17 protein-coding genes are annotated in these 20982 nt (G+C 63.3%); 9 read left to right on the top strand and 8 right to left on the bottom strand.

Features of this window, described 5'->3' with window-relative positions:
- Positions 1–42: 42 nt before the first annotated feature.
- The 7 genes from X728_RS142875 to X728_RS142900 all read left to right on the top strand — a co-directional run bounded on the left by X728_RS142875 (position 43) and on the right by X728_RS142900 (position 7378).
- Positions 43–2358: an EAL domain-containing protein gene (locus X728_RS142875; RefSeq protein ID WP_023832580.1), complete on the top strand. Its 2316-nt coding sequence runs from the start codon at positions 43–45 to the stop codon at positions 2356–2358.
- Between the two features lie 383 nt (positions 2359–2741).
- Positions 2742–3512 carry a hypothetical protein gene (locus X728_RS142880; protein WP_031195783.1) on the top strand — a complete coding sequence of 257 codons (771 nt, stop codon included), beginning with the start codon at positions 2742–2744 and terminating at the stop codon, positions 3510–3512.
- Between the two features lie 126 nt (positions 3513–3638).
- A complete protein-coding gene (locus tag X728_RS1000000169395) occupies positions 3639–3788 on the top strand; it encodes a DUF3096 domain-containing protein (RefSeq protein ID WP_023832578.1) in 150 nt (49 codons plus the stop codon).
- 157 nt (positions 3789–3945) lie between these two features.
- A complete protein-coding gene (locus tag X728_RS142885; RefSeq protein ID WP_023671340.1) occupies positions 3946–4170 on the top strand; it encodes an aa3-type cytochrome c oxidase subunit IV in 225 nt (74 codons plus the stop codon).
- A 101-nt stretch (positions 4171–4271) separates the two neighbouring features.
- Positions 4272–5549: a Re/Si-specific NAD(P)(+) transhydrogenase subunit alpha gene (locus tag X728_RS142890; RefSeq protein ID WP_023832577.1), complete on the top strand. Its 1278-nt coding sequence runs from the start codon at positions 4272–4274 to the stop codon at positions 5547–5549.
- The gene (locus X728_RS142895) at positions 5546–5974 is read left to right on the top strand and encodes a proton-translocating transhydrogenase family protein (RefSeq protein WP_023832576.1); all 429 of its coding nucleotides are present in this window, start codon (positions 5546–5548) and stop codon (positions 5972–5974) included. Before X728_RS142890 ends, X728_RS142895 begins: the two co-directional genes overlap by 4 nt.
- Before the next feature lie 6 nt (positions 5975–5980).
- On the top strand, positions 5981–7378 hold the full coding sequence (locus X728_RS142900) for an NAD(P)(+) transhydrogenase (Re/Si-specific) subunit beta (RefSeq protein WP_023671337.1): 1398 nt from the start codon (positions 5981–5983) through the stop codon (positions 7376–7378).
- Positions 7379–7469: 91 nt separating this feature from the next.
- On the opposite strand, the gene X728_RS142905 is transcribed toward X728_RS142900, so the two are convergent.
- Complete coding sequence (locus X728_RS142905) at positions 7470–8387, bottom strand: membrane protein (protein WP_023700421.1); 918 nt, start codon at positions 8385–8387, stop codon at positions 7470–7472.
- 331 nt (positions 8388–8718) lie between these two features.
- Here X728_RS142905 and X728_RS142910 point away from each other — a divergent pair, with 331 nt between their 5' ends.
- Positions 8719–10164 carry a hypothetical protein gene (locus tag X728_RS142910; RefSeq protein WP_023703663.1) on the top strand — a complete coding sequence of 482 codons (1446 nt, stop codon included), beginning with the start codon at positions 8719–8721 and terminating at the stop codon, positions 10162–10164.
- A gap of 36 nt (positions 10165–10200) precedes the next feature.
- Here X728_RS142910 and gyrB read toward each other — a convergent pair whose 3' ends face one another.
- The 3 genes from gyrB to X728_RS142925 all read right to left on the bottom strand — a co-directional run bounded on the left by gyrB (position 10201) and on the right by X728_RS142925 (position 16094).
- The gene (gene gyrB, locus X728_RS142915) at positions 10201–12672 is read right to left on the bottom strand and encodes a DNA topoisomerase (ATP-hydrolyzing) subunit B (protein ID WP_023671333.1); all 2472 of its coding nucleotides are present in this window, start codon (positions 12670–12672) and stop codon (positions 10201–10203) included.
- Between the two features lie 145 nt (positions 12673–12817).
- Positions 12818–15448, bottom strand: a complete 2631-nt coding sequence (locus tag X728_RS142920; protein WP_023683525.1) for a caspase family protein — start codon at positions 15446–15448, stop codon at positions 12818–12820.
- A 76-nt stretch (positions 15449–15524) separates the two neighbouring features.
- The gene (locus tag X728_RS142925) at positions 15525–16094 is read right to left on the bottom strand and encodes an NADPH-dependent FMN reductase (RefSeq protein ID WP_023683526.1); all 570 of its coding nucleotides are present in this window, start codon (positions 16092–16094) and stop codon (positions 15525–15527) included.
- A gap of 217 nt (positions 16095–16311) precedes the next feature.
- Between X728_RS142925 and X728_RS142930 the strand changes: the two genes are divergently transcribed.
- Positions 16312–17682, top strand: coding sequence for a cytochrome P450 (locus X728_RS142930; RefSeq protein WP_023832575.1), 1371 nt, complete (start codon positions 16312–16314; stop codon positions 17680–17682).
- A 15-nt stretch (positions 17683–17697) separates the two neighbouring features.
- Here the strand turns inward: X728_RS142930 and X728_RS142935 are convergent, their stop codons facing one another.
- The 4 genes from X728_RS142935 to X728_RS142950 form a co-directional block, all read right to left on the bottom strand.
- A complete protein-coding gene (locus tag X728_RS142935) occupies positions 17698–18678 on the bottom strand; it encodes a complex I NDUFA9 subunit family protein (RefSeq protein ID WP_023695927.1) in 981 nt (326 codons plus the stop codon).
- A 104-nt stretch (positions 18679–18782) separates the two neighbouring features.
- Positions 18783–19235, bottom strand: coding sequence for a DoxX family protein (locus X728_RS142940; protein WP_023671328.1), 453 nt, complete (start codon positions 19233–19235; stop codon positions 18783–18785).
- Positions 19236–19432: 197 nt separating this feature from the next.
- Positions 19433–19714, bottom strand: coding sequence for a hypothetical protein (locus tag X728_RS142945; protein WP_023671327.1), 282 nt, complete (start codon positions 19712–19714; stop codon positions 19433–19435).
- A gap of 237 nt (positions 19715–19951) precedes the next feature.
- A complete protein-coding gene (locus tag X728_RS142950; RefSeq protein WP_023695926.1) occupies positions 19952–20953 on the bottom strand; it encodes an Ldh family oxidoreductase in 1002 nt (333 codons plus the stop codon).
- Positions 20954–20982: the final 29 nt, after the last annotated feature.

Here is a 20982-nt window from a genome sequence, read left to right as displayed (position 1 = left end):
AGGCTGGTGTGGCATGACAAGGCTTAGCGTTGGGCCAACGGTATGGACAGAGCAAAGACCGAAGACATCCCGGCGGATGTTTATATCCAGTTTGTGCGGGCGTTATCCGACAACGCCTACATGCTGGTGGTCGGCGGCGTATGCTACTGGATCCTCGGATTGACGATCTACCTGCGGACGCACGATCCGCTGTATCTTGGCTTCGCGTTCCTTCTGTTGTCGATCAGCCTTTGGCGTTACTTCAGCATCCGCAGCTTCCACAGGGGAGGCAGCCCTATAACCACTGTCGAAAAGGCAGAGGCGTGGGAACGCGGTTACATTCTGAAAGGCAGTGCGCAGGGCCTCGCGTTGGGGTCGTTGTGTTTCGTGTCGATCTACCTGCGTCCCGATGACTTCGCCGAAGTGGCGTCTGTGTCGTTGGCATTGACCACCCTGCTCACGGTTGTCGGCCGAAGCTACGGATCCAGGCGCATGGTGCAGATTTTTTCCGTGACCCTCATTGGGCCAGCAGCACTTGCGCTCTTCCTGCGCATGGGCGTCCCCGACTTCGTCCTCGGGCTGATGATCATCCCGACGACAATCGTCACCATCAGCAGCGCCGACCATGTCCGCAACGTTCTGTTCTCGGCGGTCATCGGTCACAGGCAGGCGAAGGAGTTGGCGCAAAAGTTCGATCGGGCACTAAATACCATGTCGCATGGCCTTGTCATGCTCGACTCGAACGAGAAGGTGGTCGTCGCCAACGCCGAGGCAGCACATTTGATGTCATTGAAATCGCCGGGCACGCTGCTGGGGCGGTCGATCCACGGCCTCTTGATGCGCGGCGTTGCCGGCGGCATGCTGGCCCCGAAGGACTGCCGCTACATCGAGGCACAACTGACGCGCGCCCTGCGCGAAGGCCGCGACCGCAAGGTACTGGTCTCACTCGCCAACGGCCAGCACTACGAATTCTCCGCCCGTGAAGGCAGCCAGGAACTGGGCGTCATTACATTCGAGGACGTGACGGCCCGCGTCGAGGCGGAGGAAAAGATCCGCTTTATGGCGCGCTACGACAGTCTGACCGGCCTGCCGAACCGCGCCTATTTCCACGAACTTGTCCGTGAAGCCATGGCCTCCGGCGAGCAGGAGCGGCTCTGCGGTCTGGCGGTGCTCGATCTCGACGACTTCAAGAGCGTCAACGACACCCTCGGCCATCCTGTGGGCGACGGGTTGATCTACGCCGTGGCAGAACGTCTCGCGGCGATTGCCGGACCTGGCATCACGGTCAGCCGCTTCGGCGGCGACGAGTTCATGATCTTCTTCGACCGTGTCGAGGACGAGAGCCATCTCAGCCCTCTCCTCGACCATATATTCGCGAACCTGCAGGGTGAGGTGGACGTCGCCGGCCACGACCTGCGCATCCAGGCCAGCGGCGGTGCGGTGCTGTCCAAGGTCAAGGACACAGAAGTTGATGCAATGATCGTCAAAGCCGACCTTGCCCTCTACAAGGCCAAGGAGCTCGGCAAGAACAGTTGGAGGCTGTTTGAGGCGGCAATGGACGCCGCCTTCCGCAATCGCCAGATGATGAAGGCCGATCTGCGCAACGCCGTGCAGGCCAGGGAATTACGCGTCGTCTATCAGCCGATCGTGGCTGTAAACACCATGCGCATCGCCAGCTGCGAGGCGCTCTGCCGTTGGGACCACCCGGATCTCGGCCCGATCTCACCCAGTGTCTTCATCCCACTGGCCGAGGAGATGGGTATTGTTTCCGACATAAGCACTTTCGTGTTGGAGGCCGCGTGCGCCGAATGCTCGAAATGGCCGACCCAGACCAGCGTGTCGGTCAACCTTTCGGCCAAGGACTTCCGCAATCGCGATATCGTCGAGAAGGTCAAAAATGCCTTGGCCAAGTCGGGCCTTGCGGCGCACCGGCTCGAAATCGAGGTCACCGAGACCGCCCTGCTCGACGACAAGTCGCTGACGCGCGAGTCGATCGAGGAATTGAAGGCACTCGGCGCGCGCATCGCGCTTGACGATTTCGGGACCGGCTACTCCAGTCTGAGCTATCTGCACAAGCTGCCGCTCGACAAGATCAAGATCGACCGCTCATTCCTGGTCGATGTGAACCAGAACCGGCGGTCGCTCGACCTACTGAAGGGCATCGTCGGCCTGTCCCGGACATTGGGCCTTTCGGTCACCATCGAAGGGGTCGAGACCTTCGAGCAGCTGAAGACGCTGGTCCATTTGGTCAAGCCGGACTTCGTGCAGGGCTTCCTGTTCGGCGCCGCGCTCAGCGCATCGGGCATCGAGACGATGTCGAGCGTCACATGGCCGTTCGCCGCTGACCTGCATATCGCCGGCAAACGGACAGCCAGCTAAACGCAATTCCAGGAAAGATGCGAAGCGGTTTTCCGTCGGAATCGCGCCTGAGCAAAAAGCAATCCAGGAAAAGTGTGAGCGGTTCTCCACTTGAATTGCATTTAAAAACACGCAGCAATTGTTCACTTGATGAGATGATGACCGCTCAGGCGTCGTTCAAGCCCGCGACGTCTTGGCGCTTTCAAGATCTGACTTCAGAATCATTTCGATGACCGCCGCCAGACCGGATCAGGCAACCACCCGCTGCGCCGTCTGTTTTCTCGTGTAAGATCGGTGAACGACCGCTCTCATTAAGGTTAACAAGCGGTAAACAAGCAATGTCGAATTTTCAGCTTGTGTCTCATTTCAACTCGAATAGCCTACTTCCAGGCGGAATTCGAGGAATGGCAATGAATACTGCGATGAAGAGTGCGTCGGCTGAGGCCAGCGCGAGGATCGACTCGGCTCTCAACCGATCCATGATGCAATTGCTGGATCATGTCGAATATCGTCTCATTACCGGGGGCGAAGATCTGGAGGCGATCTACCGACTCCGCTATAAGTCCTATCTGCGCTCAGGTATGTGCGGCCCGATCGCCAGCGGCATGTTCGAGGATCGCTGGGACAATCTGCCTAATTCCTATCGGTTCGGTGTCTACTGCTACGGCGAGTTGGTCAGTACAGTGCGCCTCCACTATATTTCCAGTGACCAGCCGTACTCGCCTTCGGTCGACGCCTATCCCGAAGTATTGCTTCCCCGGCTTGCCCGCGGGGAAACGTTCATCGACGGAACTCGCTTCGCGACAGATCCGGACAGCGCGCCGGCGCCCGGAGTGCTGCCTTTCCTGACGCTCAGGATTTGCATGGCGGCCTACTGTTATTTTCGCCAGACCGCGATGTTTATCCCGATTAAGTTGGAGCATTCCGCTTTTTATGCCCGCTTCTTCAGCGCCACGCAGAGGACCGCGGGCAAGGCGTTTCCGGGCGTTCTCCCTCCGCTCGCATTGTTCGAAATTCCCGGTAATGAAGAGAATGTTCAACGGATACTCCACCGGTTGCCGTTCTTCAGATCGACAGCAACGGAGCAAAGGCTGATGTTTGGCAATCCGGCTATCAACCGGCTGACACCTTTGTCCATTCTGCCAACGGCGAAATACTACCGCGACGCCGCCTGAACGGATGTTCATTCTCGCGCCATGGACCTTTCCGCTGGCTTCGTCGTTATCGGTTGCCGCGCCGCATTCCTGGTGCTGCCGTAGCCCTGCGGTTCCTCCGAATTGTTCACGCGAAAGCATGCCGACATGACTATCCACTCTCTCGCGCTTACCCCGCTCATCTCGCTGATTGCCGGCGTGCTGATCCTGGTGATGCCGCGGCTGCTCAACTACATCGTGGCGCTCTATCTGATCGTCATTGGGCTGCTCGGGCTGTTTCCGCATCTGGCCGGTTGAAACGCAAAACGTTCGACGTTAGGCCGGCGACAAGCCCTACCGCCGGCTTTCAACATTCCTTTGAGGCTGTTGTCACTGGTCGTGCGGCAATAGCGCCATTGCTCTTGGCCCGGCTTTTCGCTATGTGCCTCAAAGATGTCTTCGAAGGGGTATTCCTATGGCTGATCACACGCCGACCGGTCCTGTCGAACTGGGCGCGAAGATGGACTATGCCGAACATGACCGCACCTATCATGGCTTTCTGGCGCTGGCCAAATACGGCTCGCTGTTCTGCGGCGCCCTGCTCCTGGCCATGGCTTTCGGCTTCTTCGCAGGCGGCTTCTTCTCCGCGACCATCCTGTTCGTGCTGATCCTCGCCCTCGGCGCCTTCATTCTCCGATAGTCTCTTCAGACCCTTGCCAAGGGCGTAGCCGGACATCCGGCCGCACTCTTTCGCAAAGCCGCACTCTTGCGCAAACAGGTTCCAGCCGAAAGGATCATGCGGTGGGACAGACGGTTTTCATCCCTCGCGAGCTCGATGCCAGCGAGCCTCGTGTCGCGGCCTCGCCCGATACCGTGAAGCGGCTGGCGGCGCTGGGCTTCGACGTCACCGTCGAGACGGGCGCCGGCACCAGGTCGCGCATTCCCGATGAGGAGTTCGCCAAGGCGGGCGCCGCGATCGGCAAGGCTTCGGATGCGAGCCGGGCGAATGTAGTGCTGAAGGTGCGCCGGCCGACCGATGCCGAGCTGAAGGGCTACAAATCGGGTGCGGCGGTCATTGCCATCATGGATCCCTACGGCAATGATGCCGCGGTCGCGGCGCTTGCCGAGGCTGGGATCACCGCCTTCTCGATGGAATTCATGCCGCGCATCACCCGCGCCCAGTCGATGGACGTGCTGTCGTCGCAGGCCAATCTCGCCGGCTACCAGGCCGTGATCGACGGCGCATCGGAGTATGACCGCGCGCTGCCGATGATGATGACGGCGGCCGGCACGGTGCCGGCGGCGAAGATCTTCATTATGGGCGTCGGCGTTGCCGGCCTGCAGGCGATCGCCACGGCGCGCCGTCTCGGCGCCATCGTCACCGCCACCGACGTTCGTCCCGCCGCCAAGGAACAGGTGGCGTCGCTCGGCGCAAAGTTCCTCGCCGTCGAGGACGAGGAGTTCAAGGCGGCCGAGACCGCCGGCGGCTACGCCAAGGAAATGTCGAAGGAGTACCAGGCCAAGCAGGCAGCGCTCACCGCTGAGCACATCGCCAAGCAGGACATCGTCATCACCACGGCGCTGATCCCCGGCCGTCCGGCGCCGAAGCTGGTGTCGGCGGCGATGGTCGCCTCGATGAAGCCGGGCTCGGTGATCGTCGACCTCGCCGTCGAGCGCGGCGGCAATGTCGAAGGCGCAGTTGCAGGCCACGTGGTGACCACGGCCAATGGCGTGAAAATCGTCGGCCACCTCAACGTGCCCGGCCGCGTCGCCGCATCGGCCTCGCTGCTCTACGCCAGGAACCTGTTCGCCTTCCTCGAGACGCTGGTCGACAAGACCAGCAAGACGCTCGCCATCAACCGCGAAGACGATCTGGTCAAGGCGACGATGCTGACCGACGCTGGCCGCGTGGTGCATCCGGCCTTCGCCAAGGCGGCGGAACAGCCCCATGTCGAACCGGCGGCCATTCCGGCGGAGACCATGGTGGCTGATGCCAAGCCGAAGAAGGCTGCACCGAAAAAGGCGTCCGACAAAGCCACTGCCGGCAAGTCCGCCGCCAAGCCGAAGGGGATCGCGTGATGGATCAGACCTTGCAGAAAGCCCTCGATCAGCTCGACCAGGCAAGTGCCGCCGTCCGGCTGGCTGTGCAGAACCTGGCCACCGCGCCCGGTGGCGCCGATGCGGCGGGCGATGCCGCGCACGCACTGTCCGGCGGCGCCATCGATCCCTTCGTCTTCCGCTTCGCCATCTTCGTACTTGCGATCTTCGTCGGATACTACGTCGTCTGGTCGGTGACGCCGGCGCTGCACACGCCGCTGATGGCGGTCACCAACGCCATCTCCTCGGTCATCGTCGTCGGCGCGCTGCTGGCCGTCGGCATCTCGGCCTCCGGCATTGCCACCGGCTTCGGCTTCGTCGCGCTGATGCTGGTCTCGGTCAACATCTTTGGCGGCTTCCTGGTCACCCAGCGCATGCTGGCCATGTACAAGAAGAAGGACCGGTAGAGCGCCATGAACGCCAACTTCGCGTCCTTCCTCTACCTGGTCTCTGGCGTCCTGTTCATCATGGCGCTTCGCGGCCTATCTCATCCGACCACCAGCCGCCAAGGCAATCTCTACGGCATGATCGGCATGGGCATTGCCATCGCCACCACGCTGGCGCTGGCGACTCCGTCCGCCGGGCGCTTCGGCCTGATCGTGCTTGGTCTGGCCATCGGCGGCGGCGTCGGCGCCGTTACAGCGCGCCGCATCGCCATGACGTCGATGCCGCAGCTGGTCGCCGCCTTCCACTCGCTGGTCGGCCTTGCCGCCGTCATGGTCGCGGCAGCCGCCATCTACGCGCCGGAAAGTTTCGGCATCGGCACGAATGGCGACATCCACGCCCAGGCGCTGATCGAGATGAGCCTTGGCGTTGCCATCGGCGCCATCACTTTCACCGGCTCCGTCATCGCCTTCCTCAAGCTCGATGGCCGCATGTCGGGCAAGCCGATCATGATCGGCGGCCGTCACATCATCAACGCGGTCCTCGGCATCGCGCTGATCGTGCTGATCGTGCTTCTGGTCACCACCGAGGCCAAGCTGGTGTTCTGGCTGATCGTCGCGGCATCGCTGGCGCTCGGCGTCCTCTTGATCATCCCGATCGGCGGCGCCGACATGCCGGTCGTCGTCTCGATGCTGAATTCTTATTCCGGCTGGGCCGCCGCGGCACTCGGCTTCACGCTTGGCAATCTGGCGTTGATCATCACCGGCGCGCTGGTCGGCTCGTCCGGCGCCATCCTGTCCTACATCATGTGCAAGGGCATGAACCGGTCGTTCATCTCGGTCATCCTCGGCGGCTTCGGCGGCGAGACCGCGGCGGTTGCCGATGACGGCATCGAACGCACGGTCAAGCAGGGCTCGGCCGACGACGCCGCCTATCTGATGATGAACGCACAGAAGGTCATCATCGTGCCGGGCTACGGCATGGCGGTCGCCCAGGCCCAGCACGCGCTGCGCGAAATGGCCGATAAGCTCAAGGCCAATGGCGTCGACGTCAAATACGCCATCCACCCCGTGGCAGGCCGCATGCCGGGCCACATGAACGTGCTGCTCGCCGAAGCCAATGTTCCCTATGACGAAGTGTTCGAACTGGAAGATATCAACTCCGAGTTCGCGCAGGCCGATGTCGCCTATGTCATCGGCGCCAATGACGTCACCAATCCGTCCGCCCGCGACGACAAGTCGTCGCCGATCTACGGTATGCCGATCCTCGACGTCGACAAGGCCCGCACCTGCCTGTTCGTCAAGCGCTCGCTCGGCTCGGGCTACGCCGGCATCGACAACACGCTGTTCTACAAGGACGGCACCATGATGCTGCTCGGCGACGCCAAGAAGATGACCGAGGAAATCGTCAAGGCCATGGATCACTAAGCCGCCGCAACCTTCCACTGGAAGGTTGTCGGTCCATCATCGGAAACAAAAAAGCCCGGTTCGACCGGGCTTTTTGATGTTGAAGACCGGTTCAGCGGCTGGTCAGGAAAACCGCTTCCTCGTCGTCGCGCTGCCTGCCGCCCAGGGCTGCCGCAGCGCTGGCGATGAAGGCGCCGATAACCAGCGACAGGGCGCCAAGCAGGGCGAAGGTGGCGCTGCCTTTCCGCGCGGCGTCGGCGGCCTGCTTTGCCTTGACCTTGGCGTCCTCGACCCTGGCCACCAGGGCGTCGACACGCGCCTTGGCGTCGGCCTCGGAAAGCCCGGTGCGGGCGGCGACCAGCTGCGACAGATAGGTCTTGTCGTCAGCCGAAACTTCGCCTGCCGCCGCACTGGCGATGAGGATGCGCGAAGCCTGCCCGGCCGCAGCCGCATCGCTGTCCGGATTGGCCGCCGCGAGCCTGGCGGCATCAGCCGGACGGAACAGCGTATCCACGAGATAGGACGTTGCATTGTCGGCCGGTGCGCTGCCGGCATTGGCGGACGCGCCGGCCGAAGCACCCATGGCGGCGCCTGAGGCAACAGTAGAAGCCGCCTGCACGCCTGAACCAAGCACTGCCGACAGCGCCGACCCGAGAATGCCGACGACCAGCAATGTCGCCAGCGCCCAGGCGAGGAGGCCGTGCGCGGTGTCACGGAAATAGACCTCGTCGGTGTGGATGCCGACCCATTTGGTGCGCAGGCGTCCGGCAAGATAGCCACCGACCCCGGAGGACAGCCATTGCACGATGATGAGCCAGATGGCGCCGGACACCGCGAAGGTGGTCAGCGAGGCACTGGCGCCGGACCACGGCGAGACCATGGTCAGCCCCAGCCCCGAACCGAGCAGCATGAGGATGAAGGTCAGCGTCGAGGCCGCGAAGGCGCCGGCGATGATCGGACCCCAGCTGACGGCCGGGGCGGAGGATTCCGTTGAGGCGGATACGTCGACAGCCGATACGGTGGACTGCATCGACGCCTCCTACCGTACGAACAGCATGATGAGAATGATGATCGGGATCGGAATACCGAGCAACCAGAGCAAAATACCGCGTCCCATAAAGAGCCTCCCTGCGAGAAATTGATCGATGTCGTCACAATGTTCCTGAGCGATTTCCGTTCCGAAGGGCAATGAAATGATTTGCTTGCCGGGAACGGAACTATTTTCCGCGCGGCCCGAGGCACAACTGCGAAACTGTGGATTGGTTCACGGAGTTCCACATGGGCTGCCGTGTATTGTTGGCTCGGTGAGCCGGGGGTAGCATGAGCGATCCCGCCGTCGGATGTCGTCAACGGAGACGCTGATGCCCAAGACTGTCGCATCGCTGGCTTACAAAAAGGCGCAGCCCGGCCAGGCGGTGGTGATCGTGCACGGCATGGGCGAGCAGCGGCCGATGGGTACGCTGAGGGGATTCGTCCAGGCGGTCTGGAGCAGCGATCCCACCCGTGCTCCACCCTACGCCCAGATTCCCGATCCGGCCGTTTCCGGCGCCACGATCAACCAGAGCTGGATCACGCCCGACAGCCGGACCAAGTCACACGAGCTGCGCCGCATCACCACGCCCTACGACGTCGATGGCCGCCGTACCGATTTCTACGAGCTTTATTGGGCCGACATCACGCAAGGCACGACGCGCGGCCGGCTGGCCGCCTGGGTGACGAACCTGTTGTGGCGCAAGCCCGCCGACATTCCGCTCGACGCCCGCAAGCTTTACGTCGCCACACTTCTGATCGTTATCGTCATTCTGGGCGCAGCACTCGTGCTGGCAACATCGGTCTGGCAACAGGCCGTTACCTTGACGACCGGCCTGATGATCACCACCCTCGCTTCTTTTGTCATCTGGGCGGTGGATCAGTTCGCCCTGCCCTATTTCGGTGACGTCGCCGCTTATGTGCGCGCCGAGGCGGCGACGATCGAGAAGCGTGCGCTGATCCGCGACAGAGGCCTGACGTTGCTCAAGACGCTGATGAAGGACGATGCTTACGACCGCATCGTGCTGGTCTCGCACAGCCTTGGGTCGATCATCGCCTATGATTTGCTGCAGATCCTGTGGGCCGAGTTCCGGCCGCGAAGGCTGGAAGCGGTCCGCGACAAGGCCAAACTGGCGGCGGTCGAGGCCGTCGACAAGGCAACGCTCGGCTCTGATGGGTCAGCGTGGCCAAAGAACCTTGAAGACCTCGCCGGATTCCGGCGCGGTCAATGGGCGCTCTACCAGCAGCTTCGGACCAAGGACGCCGACCACCCGCTGCCCTGGAAGATCAGCGATTTCGTCACGCTTGGCAGTCCGCTCTCCCACAGCGAATTCCTGGTGACCTACAATCTCGCGGAATTCAGGCGTGGCCTTGCCGAGCGCCTGTTCTCGGCTTGCCCGCCGATTGCCGATGACGGGCGCCCCGGCGGCACCGTGCTTTACCGGGAAGGACACAGCCAAGGCAAGGCGCAGCGCGCGGTGCATCATGGCGCGGTGTTTGCGGCAACGCGCTGGACGAACGTCTACGACCGCGGCAATGGCTGGGCGACAGGCGATCCGATTTCCGGTCCGATGACGGAAAACTTCGGCCCCGGTGTGGAGAACATCCAGATCGAGCTTCGCAGCTCACTTGGCCGTATCTTCACCCACACGCTTTATTGGTCATCGACGGCAAACGGCGTCGAAATCGCCCTGCCGGCGGGCACCGCGCCGCGCTCGCATCTGCAAGTGCTGCGCGACGCGGTGGACCTTGGTCGGAAGCTGGAGCCAAAGGCCTGACCCGGAGTGGAGCTCCGGCGGCAAGGCCCCCAGCCCTCAAATGTCCAGATTGGCAACTGACAGCGCGTTGTCCTGGATGAATTCGCGCCGCGGTTCGACCTCGTCGCCCATCAGCCGCGAAAACAGCGAATCCGCATCGGTGGCGTCATTGACCTTGACCTGCAGCAGCGAACGCACATTCGGGTCGAGCGTGGTTTCCCAGAGCTGCTCGGCATTCATCTCGCCGAGGCCCTTGTAGCGCTGCATGGTCAGGCCCTTGCGGCCGGTCGCAAACACCGCGTTGAGCAGCGCCAGCGGCCCCGAAATGGTTTCGGAGACATCCTTGCGGCGCAGCACCGGCGGCTCGCCATAGACTTCCATGAGGCGCGGGGCATAGCGGTCGAGCTGGCGTGCGTCGGCCGAATTTATCAGCCCGGCATCGAGCTGCGCGAATTCCTTGACGCTGCGCACCGTGCGTTCGAACACATAGCCGCCGACGCCTTCATTGGAGGTCGACAGCCGGCCGGTCCAGCCGCGCTCGGTGTCCTCGGCAATGATGTCAAGGCGCTGGGCGACGCGTTCGGCCATGGCATTGGCGCGGCCGAGGTCGTTTAGCACATCGGCGTTGAGCGCGCCGGCGATCGCCGCCTGTTCGACCACGCCCCTGTTGTAGCGCGTGTGCAGCCCGTTGATGAGCTGGCGCACGGCCAGTGCATCATCGATCGAGCCGCGCAGATCCTGTCCGGCCCGCGCCTCGCCGGAGGCAAGCGTCAGCGACGCCTCCTCCAGCCCGGAGCCGATCAGGAACTCCTCGAAGGCGCTCTCGTCCTTGATGTATTGCGAGCTTTTTCCGCGCGTCACTTTGTAGAGCGGCGGCTGGGCGATGTAGAGATGGCCGCGCTCGATCAGCTCCGGCATCTGGCGGAAGAAGAAGGTGAGCAGCAAGGTCCTGATATGGGCGCCGTCGACGTCGGCGTCGGTCATCAGGATGATCTTGTGGTAGCGCAATTTGTCGGCGTTGAACTCGTCCTTGCCGATCGAGGTGCCGAGCGCGGTGATCAGCGTGCCGATCATCTCGGAGCCGAGCATGCGGTCGAAGCGCGCCCGCTCGACATTGAGTATCTTGCCGCGCAACGGCAGGATTGCCTGGTTCTGGCGCGAACGGCCGCCCTTGGCAGAGCCGCCGGCCGAGTCACCCTCGACGATGAAGATTTCGGATTTCGCCGGGTCGCGTTCCTGGCAGTCGGCAAGCTTGCCAGGCAGAGAGGTGACGCCGAGCGAGCTTTTGCGGGTGATGTCTCGGGCCTTGCGCGCGGCTTCGCGCGCCGCGGCCGCCTGGATCACCTTGTCGATGACCACCTTGCCCTCGGTCGGGTGTTCTTCCAGCCAGGTGCCAAGCGCCTCGTTGACCAGGCCTTCGACCACCGGGCGGACTTCCGACGAGACCAGCTTGTCCTTGGTCTGGGAGGAGAATTTCGGGTCGGGAACCTTGACCGACAGCACCGCCGTCAGGCCTTCGCGGCAGTCGTCGCCGATCAGCGCCACCTTTTCCTTCTTGGTCAGGCCCGACGATTCGCCATAGCCGGTGATCTGGCGCGTCAGCGCGCCACGGAAGCCGGCCAGATGGGTGCCGCCATCGCGCTGCGGGATGTTGTTGGTGAAGGCCAGCACGTTCTCGTGGTAGCTGTCGTTCCACCACATCGCCACTTCGACGGTGATGCCGTCGCGCTCGGCCTTGATGGCGATCGGCTTGTCGATCAGCGGTTTCTTGACCCGGTCGAGATATTTGACGAACTCTTCCAGGCCGCCATCATAGTGCAACTCGTGGCGCACGAGATCGGCATGGCGGGCATCGGTCAAAATGATGCGCACGCCGGAATTCAGGAAGGCGAGCTCGCGCAGCCGGTGCTCCAGCGTGCCGAAGTCGAACTCGACCATGGTGAAGGTTTCGGACGACGGAAAGAAGGTGATCTCGGAACCGCTGCGGCCCTCATAGGTGCCGGGCTGCTTGTTCTGCTCATAGCTGCCGGTCGCCTTGAGCGGCGCATCGGCATTGCCATGCGTGAAGCTCATCTCGAAAATCTGGCCGTTGCGGCGGATTTTCAGCTTCAGCCAGGCCGACAACGCGTTGACCACCGAGACGCCGACGCCGTGCAGGCCGCCAGACACCTTGTAGGAATTCTGGTCGAATTTGCCGCCGGCATGCAGCTGCGTCATGATCACTTCGGCCGCCGAAATGCCTTCGCCAGTGTGAATATCGGTCGGAATCCCGCGGCCATTGTCGATAACGGTGACCGAACCGTCGGGATTGAGCGTCACCGTGACCAGATCGGCATGGCCGGCCAGCGCCTCGTCGATGGCGTTGTCGACCACCTCATAGACCATGTGATGCAGGCCCGAGCCGTCGTCGGTGTCGCCGATATACATGCCCGGCCGCTTGCGGACAGCGTCCAACCCCTTCAAAACCTTGATGGAATCGGCGCCGTATTCGGCCTCAGCGCCGTTGGCGTTGTCGCTTTGATCGCTCATGAAAACCTGTCTGATTGATGCCGCATGCTCAGCGCGAAAAAATGGCTTCGAATCACGCCGCTTTGATGTCCTAGATATAGGCGCAAAAGGCGGTTTTTCCAAGGTTTGCGGGCATTTCAGGGCTGAATCCCGAGCTGGCAGCCGGCTATTTTTTCGCGGCTTTCAATTTGGCCAGAAGACGGCGCAGATATTTGATCGTGGGTTTGTCCCTCGGCGCCAGTTTGCCTGTGCGGTCAAGCTCCAGCGTCAGGTCTAGCGCCTGCGACAACACAGCCTTCGGATTCTTCGCCACATAGGCATAGTTGATATAGGCCTGTACCAGATCGAATTGCCAGATCGCATTGTCCGGATCGGACAGGGCCAACCGCTGGCGGATGGCCAGGCTGGCTTCGAAGGCCTTCTTCGAGCCCTCATAGTGGCGCTGCTTGGTCTCCAGCAGGCCTATTTCCTCGAACGTGATCGACAGGTCGCGCTGCCAGTCGGAATTGCCCGGGTCGAGATTTGCCAACCGGTCGGCAATGACGAGACTGTCCTGGTAGTTCTGCAAAGCACCGGCGATATCGCCCTGGGCATCAAACACGCCGGCAATTTTTTCCAGACAGACCGACAGGTCGCGCTGCCAATCGGTGTTGCCTGGGTCGCTGGCGGCAAGGTCTCGCGCCGTGGCCAGCGCCTGCTGGTAGGCCTCCAACGCGAATGGCCAGTCCTTCTGGTCGCCGTAAGCATTGCCGATCTTGGCGTAACCGACCGACAGGTCGCGCTTCAAATCGGTGTCGTTTGAGTCGCGGCGCACCAGCGCTTCGGCGATTATTTGGCTCTTGTTGTAGGCGTCGAGCGCGCCCGCAGCGTCGCCACGCTCGCGCAGGACGTCGCCGATCCTGGTGTAGCTGACGGAGACGGCGCGCTGATGCCTGGGGTCGTCGGGGTTGTTCTGCGCCAGCGCCAGCCGAATTCTCAGGCTCTCTTCGAATGCAGTCTGGGCGCCATCCAGCTGGCCGGCGGTACGGGCAAGACCGCCGATTTCGTCGTAGGTAATGGTCAGGTCGCGCAGCAGATAGACGCTGTTCGGCTCGGCATCGGCCAATTGCTGCTTGATGGACAGGCTTTGCTGGTAGGCCTGGGCTGCCGCACCCAGGTCGCCTTGCGTGGCCAGCACATTGCCGATCTTGTCATTGGCCATGGCGAGATCGCCGAGCCAGTCCTTCTTGTCCGGCACGTCTGTGGTCAGGCCCTGCAACATGTCCCTGGCCGCCTCATAGTTTTGCAGGGAGGCCGGCAGATCGCCTTGCGCCATCTTGATGTTGGCGAACTTGATATGGCCGATGGCGAGGTCGCGCTTGACGCTCGGATCGGTTTCCTGGCGCGCTCGCTGCTCAAGATTGGCGACCAGCGCCGCAAAGGCGCGGCCGGCGGCGTCGGTGTTGCCGACCGTTGTGTAGAGGATGCCGAGCTCTTCCAGCGTGCGGCTTTGGCGGTCGGCCTGTTCCAGGCTGAGCGAGGTCTGCCCGGCTTCGCCATAGAGCGCCAGCACCGTTTCATAGTCCTTGATGGCGGTTGCATAGTCCAGGGTGGCACGCGCCGCGCCGCCCGAGAGAAATCGCGTCGCGGCTTCGGACAGGGTGCGGCTGACGAAATTGGCCTTCAACGCCTGGCGCGAGACATTGTCGACGTCGGCGGCCTTGGCGAGGATCACGCGTGCACCATCGAAAGCGCCGAGCGCCAACTGTTCCTCGGCCTGGCGGCGCAGTTCGGTCACCTGCGGGTCGTCGGCGGCCAGCGTCTTCATCTCGCCGCGCACCTTGACGAAGGCGTCGGCCGCCTCGCGCAGCTTGGCGTCCAGGCTTTCGCCGGAGAGATGGCTGGTGTCGGAACTGATCAGCGCGCCATAGAGCGGCGCCAGCGGCATGTCGGCATCGCTGGCGACCCGTTCGACCGCGCCGCGCATTTCCGGCGTCACATCGGCCATGGCAAGCAACAGCCGCTCGCGCTCCGGCAGTTGTTCCTTGGCCGCCGAGGCGAAGAACAGCTTCGGCAGCCCGCTCTCGACGTAGGGCAGCTGTTTTCCGCGCGAAAGGTCGTAGACCTCCTGCTGCACCAGCGTCAGCACCGAGCGGATTTCGAGCCCGTCGGTGCCGAGGTATTTGATCAGCGCCGCTGTAAAGGGCGAATTCGCACCGGTACCGTCGGCAGCCGTCTCGCCGGGCGCCGCCGAAAAGGCGAACAGGATGTTTTCCGCCTTGCCGACGCGTCCGAGGCCCGGCTTGATCTTGTCCACCAGGTCCTTGATCAGCGATGTGGCGCCACGCCCGTCGCCGTTGCCGCCTGTGAACGGATCGCTGCGGCAGGCGTCGAGCACGATCAGCCCGACCTTCGCCGTGGCGGCAACCGCATCGCGCACTTCCTCCAACGGCAGGCTGGTCTTCTCCAGCTGGTCGAGCGAGGAGGCATCGGCATCGACCGGCAGAAGACGGTTGTCGCCGGAGATTTCGACGCCATGGCCGGAGAAATACACCAGCGCCACGTCGGCGCCCATGGCGTCCTCGCGAAAATCGTCGAGAGCCCGGCGCATGCGCCTGAGATCACGATTGGTCTCGACCACGACCTCGAAGCCGAGCTTCTTCAGCGCCACTTCCATCACCTCGCCGTCATTGACAGGATTGGCCAGCGGCCGCACCAGCCGGTAGTCGTCCTCGGCAATGACCAACGCCACGCGCCGCTCCGCCACCGCTGTGGCGGTGGTCGCAAGCATCAACAGCAAGGCAAACAACAGGCGCAAATCGAACCGCCCCCGGCTCAGTCACCTGCCGACCATTCCACCTCTTTATGGCATGAGCAAGCCGGGGCCGGCTGCGTTACGTAGCCCGCATCGGCTTCAGCGCCCCGCTCCAGCGCGAGAGCTCGTCCAGCATGGTCTTGGTCCCACCCTCTACCTGCTCACTAGCCTGGAAGGAGCCGTCGCTCTCCAGCAGTTTCTGATACATCGGCAGCGCGACGCCTTCCGAGATGGGCATGACGCCCACCGCGGTCAGCAGCGGCTTCAGCGCCTGCGCGGCGCGCAGGCCTCCGGAAATGCCGCCATAGCTGAAGATGGCGGCTGGCTTGTATTTCCATTCGCGCGCAAGGTAGTCGATGGCGTTGACGATCGCAGGCGCCACGAAATAATTGTACTCCGGCGCCACGAACACGAAGGCGTCGGCGGCATCAATGACCTTCGACCAGGCTTTGGTGTGGTCGTTCTGGTAATTGCCGAGCCTGGGGTGATGCGGCTCGTCCAGAACCGGCAGATGGAACGTGGCAATGTCGGTCAGCACCGGTTCGAATTTGCCGTGCTCGCGGGCAAAATCCTCCAGCCAGTGGGCGAAGACCGGCCCGGCGCGGCCCGGCCGCGTGCTGCCGATTATGATGTTCAGCTTGTGCTTCAAGCGGACTCTCCTGGGCGATTGGCAGTAGCTGTTGGTAACTGTCACCTATGGCAGAGTGTCCAACCGGACAAGCCGCAACCGTTTCACCGGCGGTCACGATCCGATGAACACACCGTCTGTCGGGCACACCGGGCGCTGCAGCGTTTCAGTTTGCCGTTCGGTCACATGGACGCCCGGATTGCCAGCCACTACATCTGAGCTATCAGCGGAGCACCTCATGGACACGCAGCCCGTCCCCTTCGTGCCGCCGGCGCCCAGGCCGCGCACGACGCCGCCTTCGACGCTGGAGATGATGCGGATCGTCTACCGCAATCCGCTCGAACTGTGGGGCGAGCACACCTACAACGAGCCCTGGATTTCGGCGAATGGCGTCGGCGGGCATCTGATCGTCGCCAACGATCCCGGCCTTATCCGCCACGTGCTGATCGACAACGCCAAGAACTACAAGATGGCGACGGTGCGCCAGATGATCCTGCGACCGATCTTGCGCGACGGGCTGTTGACCGCCGAAGGCGAGGTGTGGAAGCGCTCGCGCAAGGCGATGGCGCCGGTGTTCACGCCGCGGCATATCTTCGGCTTCGCCGAGCCGATGCTGCGCCGCACGATGCAGTTCGTCGCCCGCTATGACGAAGGCGGCATGACCGATGTCGCCCATGACATGACGCTGCTCACCTACGATATCCTGGCCGAGACGCTGTTTTCGGGCGAGATTGCGGGCGAGCCCGGCAGTTTCGCGCAGGAGATCGACCGCCTGTTCGAGACCATGGGCCGCGTCGATCCGCTCGACCTGTTGCGCGCGCCCGAATGGCTGCCGCGGCTGACCCGCATCCGCGGCCGCAAGACCATGGCCTATTTCCGCAAGATCGTCACCGATACGGTCAAGATGCGCGAGGAGCGGCTGAAGCGCGACCCCGACACCGCGCCGCAGGATTTCCTGACGCTTCTGCTGCGCGCCGAAGGCCCCGACGGGCTGACGCGGGCGGAAGTCGAGGACAACATCATCACCTTCATCGGCGCCGGCCACGAGACCACCGCGCGGGCACTGGGCTGGACGATCTACTGCCTCGCCGAAGCGCCGTGGGAGCGCGAAAAGGTCGAGCGCGAGATCGAGGCCGTGCTGGCGCGCGAACCCGACCCAACGAAATGGCTCGAGGCAATGCCGTTCACCCGCGCCGCCTTCCAGGAGGCGCTGCGGCTTTATCCGCCGGCGCCGTCGATCAACCGCGAGCCGATCGAGACGGAGACCTGGAACGATCTGGTGCTCCCCAAGCGCGCGGCCGTACTGGTGATGCCTTGGGTCGTCCACCGCCACAGAAAACTGTGGGACATGCCCGACGCCTTCATGCCCGAACGCTTCCATCCGGGAAACCGCGAGAAGATCGACCGCTTCCAGTATCTGCCGTTCGGCGCCGGTCCGCGCATCTGCATCGGCGCCAGCTTCGCCATGCAGGAGGCGATCATTGCGCTGGCCATCATGCTGTCGCGCTTCCGCTTCGATGTGACCGCCGAGACCAAGCCGTGGCCGGTGCAGAAACTGACGACACAGCCGCAGGGCGGCCTGCCGATGCAGGTCACGCGGCGCGTTTAACGGCGCAACGCCTTGTTACGCGATACCGGCGGGCTTGCGCTGGAACTGGCCTGCGGCGCGGAAGCGCCAGAGATAGCTGGGCAGGATGGTGCCGATAGACTGCGGCTGGATGTCGAGGCCGGCAAGGTTCCGGTTGGCCTTGTTGGCCTCCTCCGACACGATGTTGGGCTGGCGCAGCAGCAGCACCTGGTCCTTGGTCAGCAACGGGTTGGGCAGCAGGCCGAGGATCGAGGCCTGCAGATTGGCCATCCACCACGGCACCGGTACCAGGAGCCGCTTGCGCTCGATGACGGTCAGCAGCTCTTCCATGCACTGCTTGAAGGTGAGCACTTGCGGCCCGCCGAGTTCATAGATCTGGCCACCCTTGACCTTGCCCTCGACCGAACGCGCCACGGCTTCGGCGACATCGCCGACATAGACCGGCTGGAACTTGGTCTGGCCGCCGCCGATCAGCGGCAGCACCGGCGAATAGCGCGCCATGTCGGCGAAGCGATTGAAGAAACTGTCCTCCGGTCCGAAATTGATCGCCGGACGGAAGATGACGGCGTCCGGGATCGTCTCCAGGACGGCCTTTTCGCCGAGCGCCTTGGTGCGGGCATAGTCGGATTCGGCGTTGAGGTCGGCGCCCAGCGCCGAGATGTGGGTGAGCCCTGCGCCGACCGAGCGTGCGGCTTCGGCGACGGCGCGGGCGCCGAATTCGTGCACGGTGTTGAATTTCTGCCGGCCGCTTTCATGCGGGATGGCGACCAGATTGATGACATGGTCGGCGCCCTGCACGGCGCGGTCGACCGACCAGCGCACGCGCACATTGGCCTGCACCGGCTGGATCTGGCCGACATTGCCGAGCGGCTGCAGATGTCCCGCCAGATCGGGCCGGCGCACCGCCACCCTGATGCGGTAGCCGCGCTTGGCCAGCGCCCGCACGATGTGGCGGCCGACGAAGCCGGAGCCGCCGAAGACGACCACGAGCTTGGGGATCTGCAGGATTTCGGTCATGGCTGGCTCCGGCGCTCGAAAGCTTGGCTGAAGCCGTTTCATAGTCCGTTTTGGGCCAAAGGCAAAGGGTGACGCGTCGTCGCTGCCACCCTCTTATAGACCCTTCAGAACGCCTTGCCGAGGCGCGCGTCGACCGACTGGCGGTTGCCGCCGCGGATAACGAAGAACAGCAGGATCGCCGCCCATAGAAGCGACTTTTCAGCGCCGGAAAAGCCCTGGCCGACAGTGATCCAGTGGAACCAGACGGTGACCAGCAGCACGATCATGCCGGCAAAGGCGGCGGGCCGAGTCAACAGGCCGATGGCGATCAGAATGCCGCCGAAGAATTCGGTGCAGGACAAAAGCAACGACCAGAACGCGCCGGGATAGAAGCCGAGGCCTTCGACCATCTCGGCGGCGCCGAAAGGGTTGGTGATCTTCTGCGAGCCGTGAATGGTGAGAAACCCGCCGGCGACGACGCGCAGAAGGGTTTCGGCGCCGTCATGCAGCGACGAGTACAGGCGGCCAAACACCGGAATGATCAGTCTGCCGCGGGAGGCGTCGGTGGTTGCGGACATCGTAGCTCCTGTTGTTGTGATGACCTCTCGCAAACGCCCGATGGTCCCATCAAGTCAAGTTAACAAAAGTTAACTTTCACCGTCATGTTTATTGCTCACGGAGGGATGAAACGCAGAAAACCCCGCCGAAGCGGGGTTTTCCGGGCAGCATCAGGACGAAGCCAGGGGCCGACGGAGCGGCCTGACCTGAGACGGTATCAGGAGGGCGTGAAGCAAGTACGCCCACCCCAGCCCTGGACATCCGACATGGTGCCGCCGACCTGCTTGCAGGCCGCGATGAAGTCGGCGCTGCAATTGGCAAATTTGGCGTGGCCGTTCTTGCAGTAATGGTCCTCGGTTGCACCGCCGCTCGGAGCCGTGATGACGCCGGCCGAAGATGGCTTGACCGGCGCGGCCTTCAGGGAGGCCGCCTGGGTGGCGCCCATGAAAGAACCGAGCAGAAGGACTGCTATCAGCAGGGTGGTCTTGGTGTTGGTCATGATGATTTCCTTTGATTGCGGTTGATGTTTCCGGAGCGCAAAGGGCACACCCTTCGCGTGAAGCAGGCTTTCGATTTGGTTGGGTGTTTCCTCCGGTCTGGTTCGGGCAAGCTCACCTTGCCCTGGACAAGGATGGGTCGCCGCAAGACGCAAGAAGGTTCAGCAGGCGGCGCAAATGCGCGCCTGCCCGTCGCCAACCGGAAGGTCAGTTTAAATTGTTTGATAAAGAAGGATTCTTCAGCCCGAATAGCGCTCGGCGAATTCGGAAATGCGCTGCACCACGGCTTTGGGGGCGTTGATGCCGCGCGCCTGCGCCTTCTCCGCCGCTTCGGCCCGCGCCCGGCCCGGCACGTGCACGCCAAAGCGCCGGCGCAGCCGGTCGAGCTGGTCCTTCATGCGCTGCTCAAAATCCGGGTCGAGCAGCTTGGGCTCGACGGCGAGCACGAACAGGCCGGTTCCCGGGCTGTCCGGTCCGCCGGAGAACCAGGGCGCGTCGAGCGACCAGTTGGCGCCCGACAGGCCAGCCGCCAGCACTTCGACCATCAGCGCGATGTTGGCGCCGCGCTGGCCGCCGAAGGCCAGCATGGCGCCCTTCATGGCCGCGGCCGGATCGGTGGTCGGGTTGCCGCTGGCGTCCAGCGCCCAGCCTTCGGGGATCTTCTTGCCGTCCTCGGCCGCCTTGCGGATGTTGACGAAGGCGGTGGCGCTCGACGACTGGTCGATGACCAGCGGCGCGCCATCAGCGGCGGGTGCCGCAAACGACATCGGGTTGGTGCAATAGACCGGCTTGACCGAGCCCGAGCCTGCCAGCACCGCCGGCCCGTTGGTGGCGGCGAAGGAGACCAATCCCAATTGCGCCAGACGCCCGGTGAAATAGCCTAGTGCGCCGCAGGTATAAGCGTTCTTCTGCGAGAAGATGGCGACGCCGAACAGCCTTGCCGCCTTGGCGAGGTCGTCGATGGTGCGGTCGAAGCCGGTATGGGCGAGGCCGCCACGCGCATCGGAGAGATAGACGGCGAGCGCCGGCCTGGTGATCACGGGATCGGCATTGCCGTCGATGCGGCCGGCTTCCAGCGCTTCGAGGTAATCGATGAAATGGGTCAGCCCGACGGTCGAAAGCCCTTCCGCCTCGGCGGCAATGATCGAGGCGGTGAGCGACCTCGCCGCCTCCTCATTGGCGCCGGCGCCGAGCGCCGCCATCCGGCACAGCCCTGTTGCCTGGTCGAGAGAGAGTTGCATGGTGCGGACCCGATTGGTGGTGAGAGTGA

Origin of the sequence: Mesorhizobium sp. L103C119B0 (genome assembly GCF_000502235.1) — a bacterium.
Classification (GTDB): domain Bacteria; phylum Pseudomonadota; class Alphaproteobacteria; order Rhizobiales; family Rhizobiaceae; genus Mesorhizobium.
Note: the sequence above shows the minus strand (reverse complement) of the source record. Positions and strands in the feature narration are given on the sequence as shown.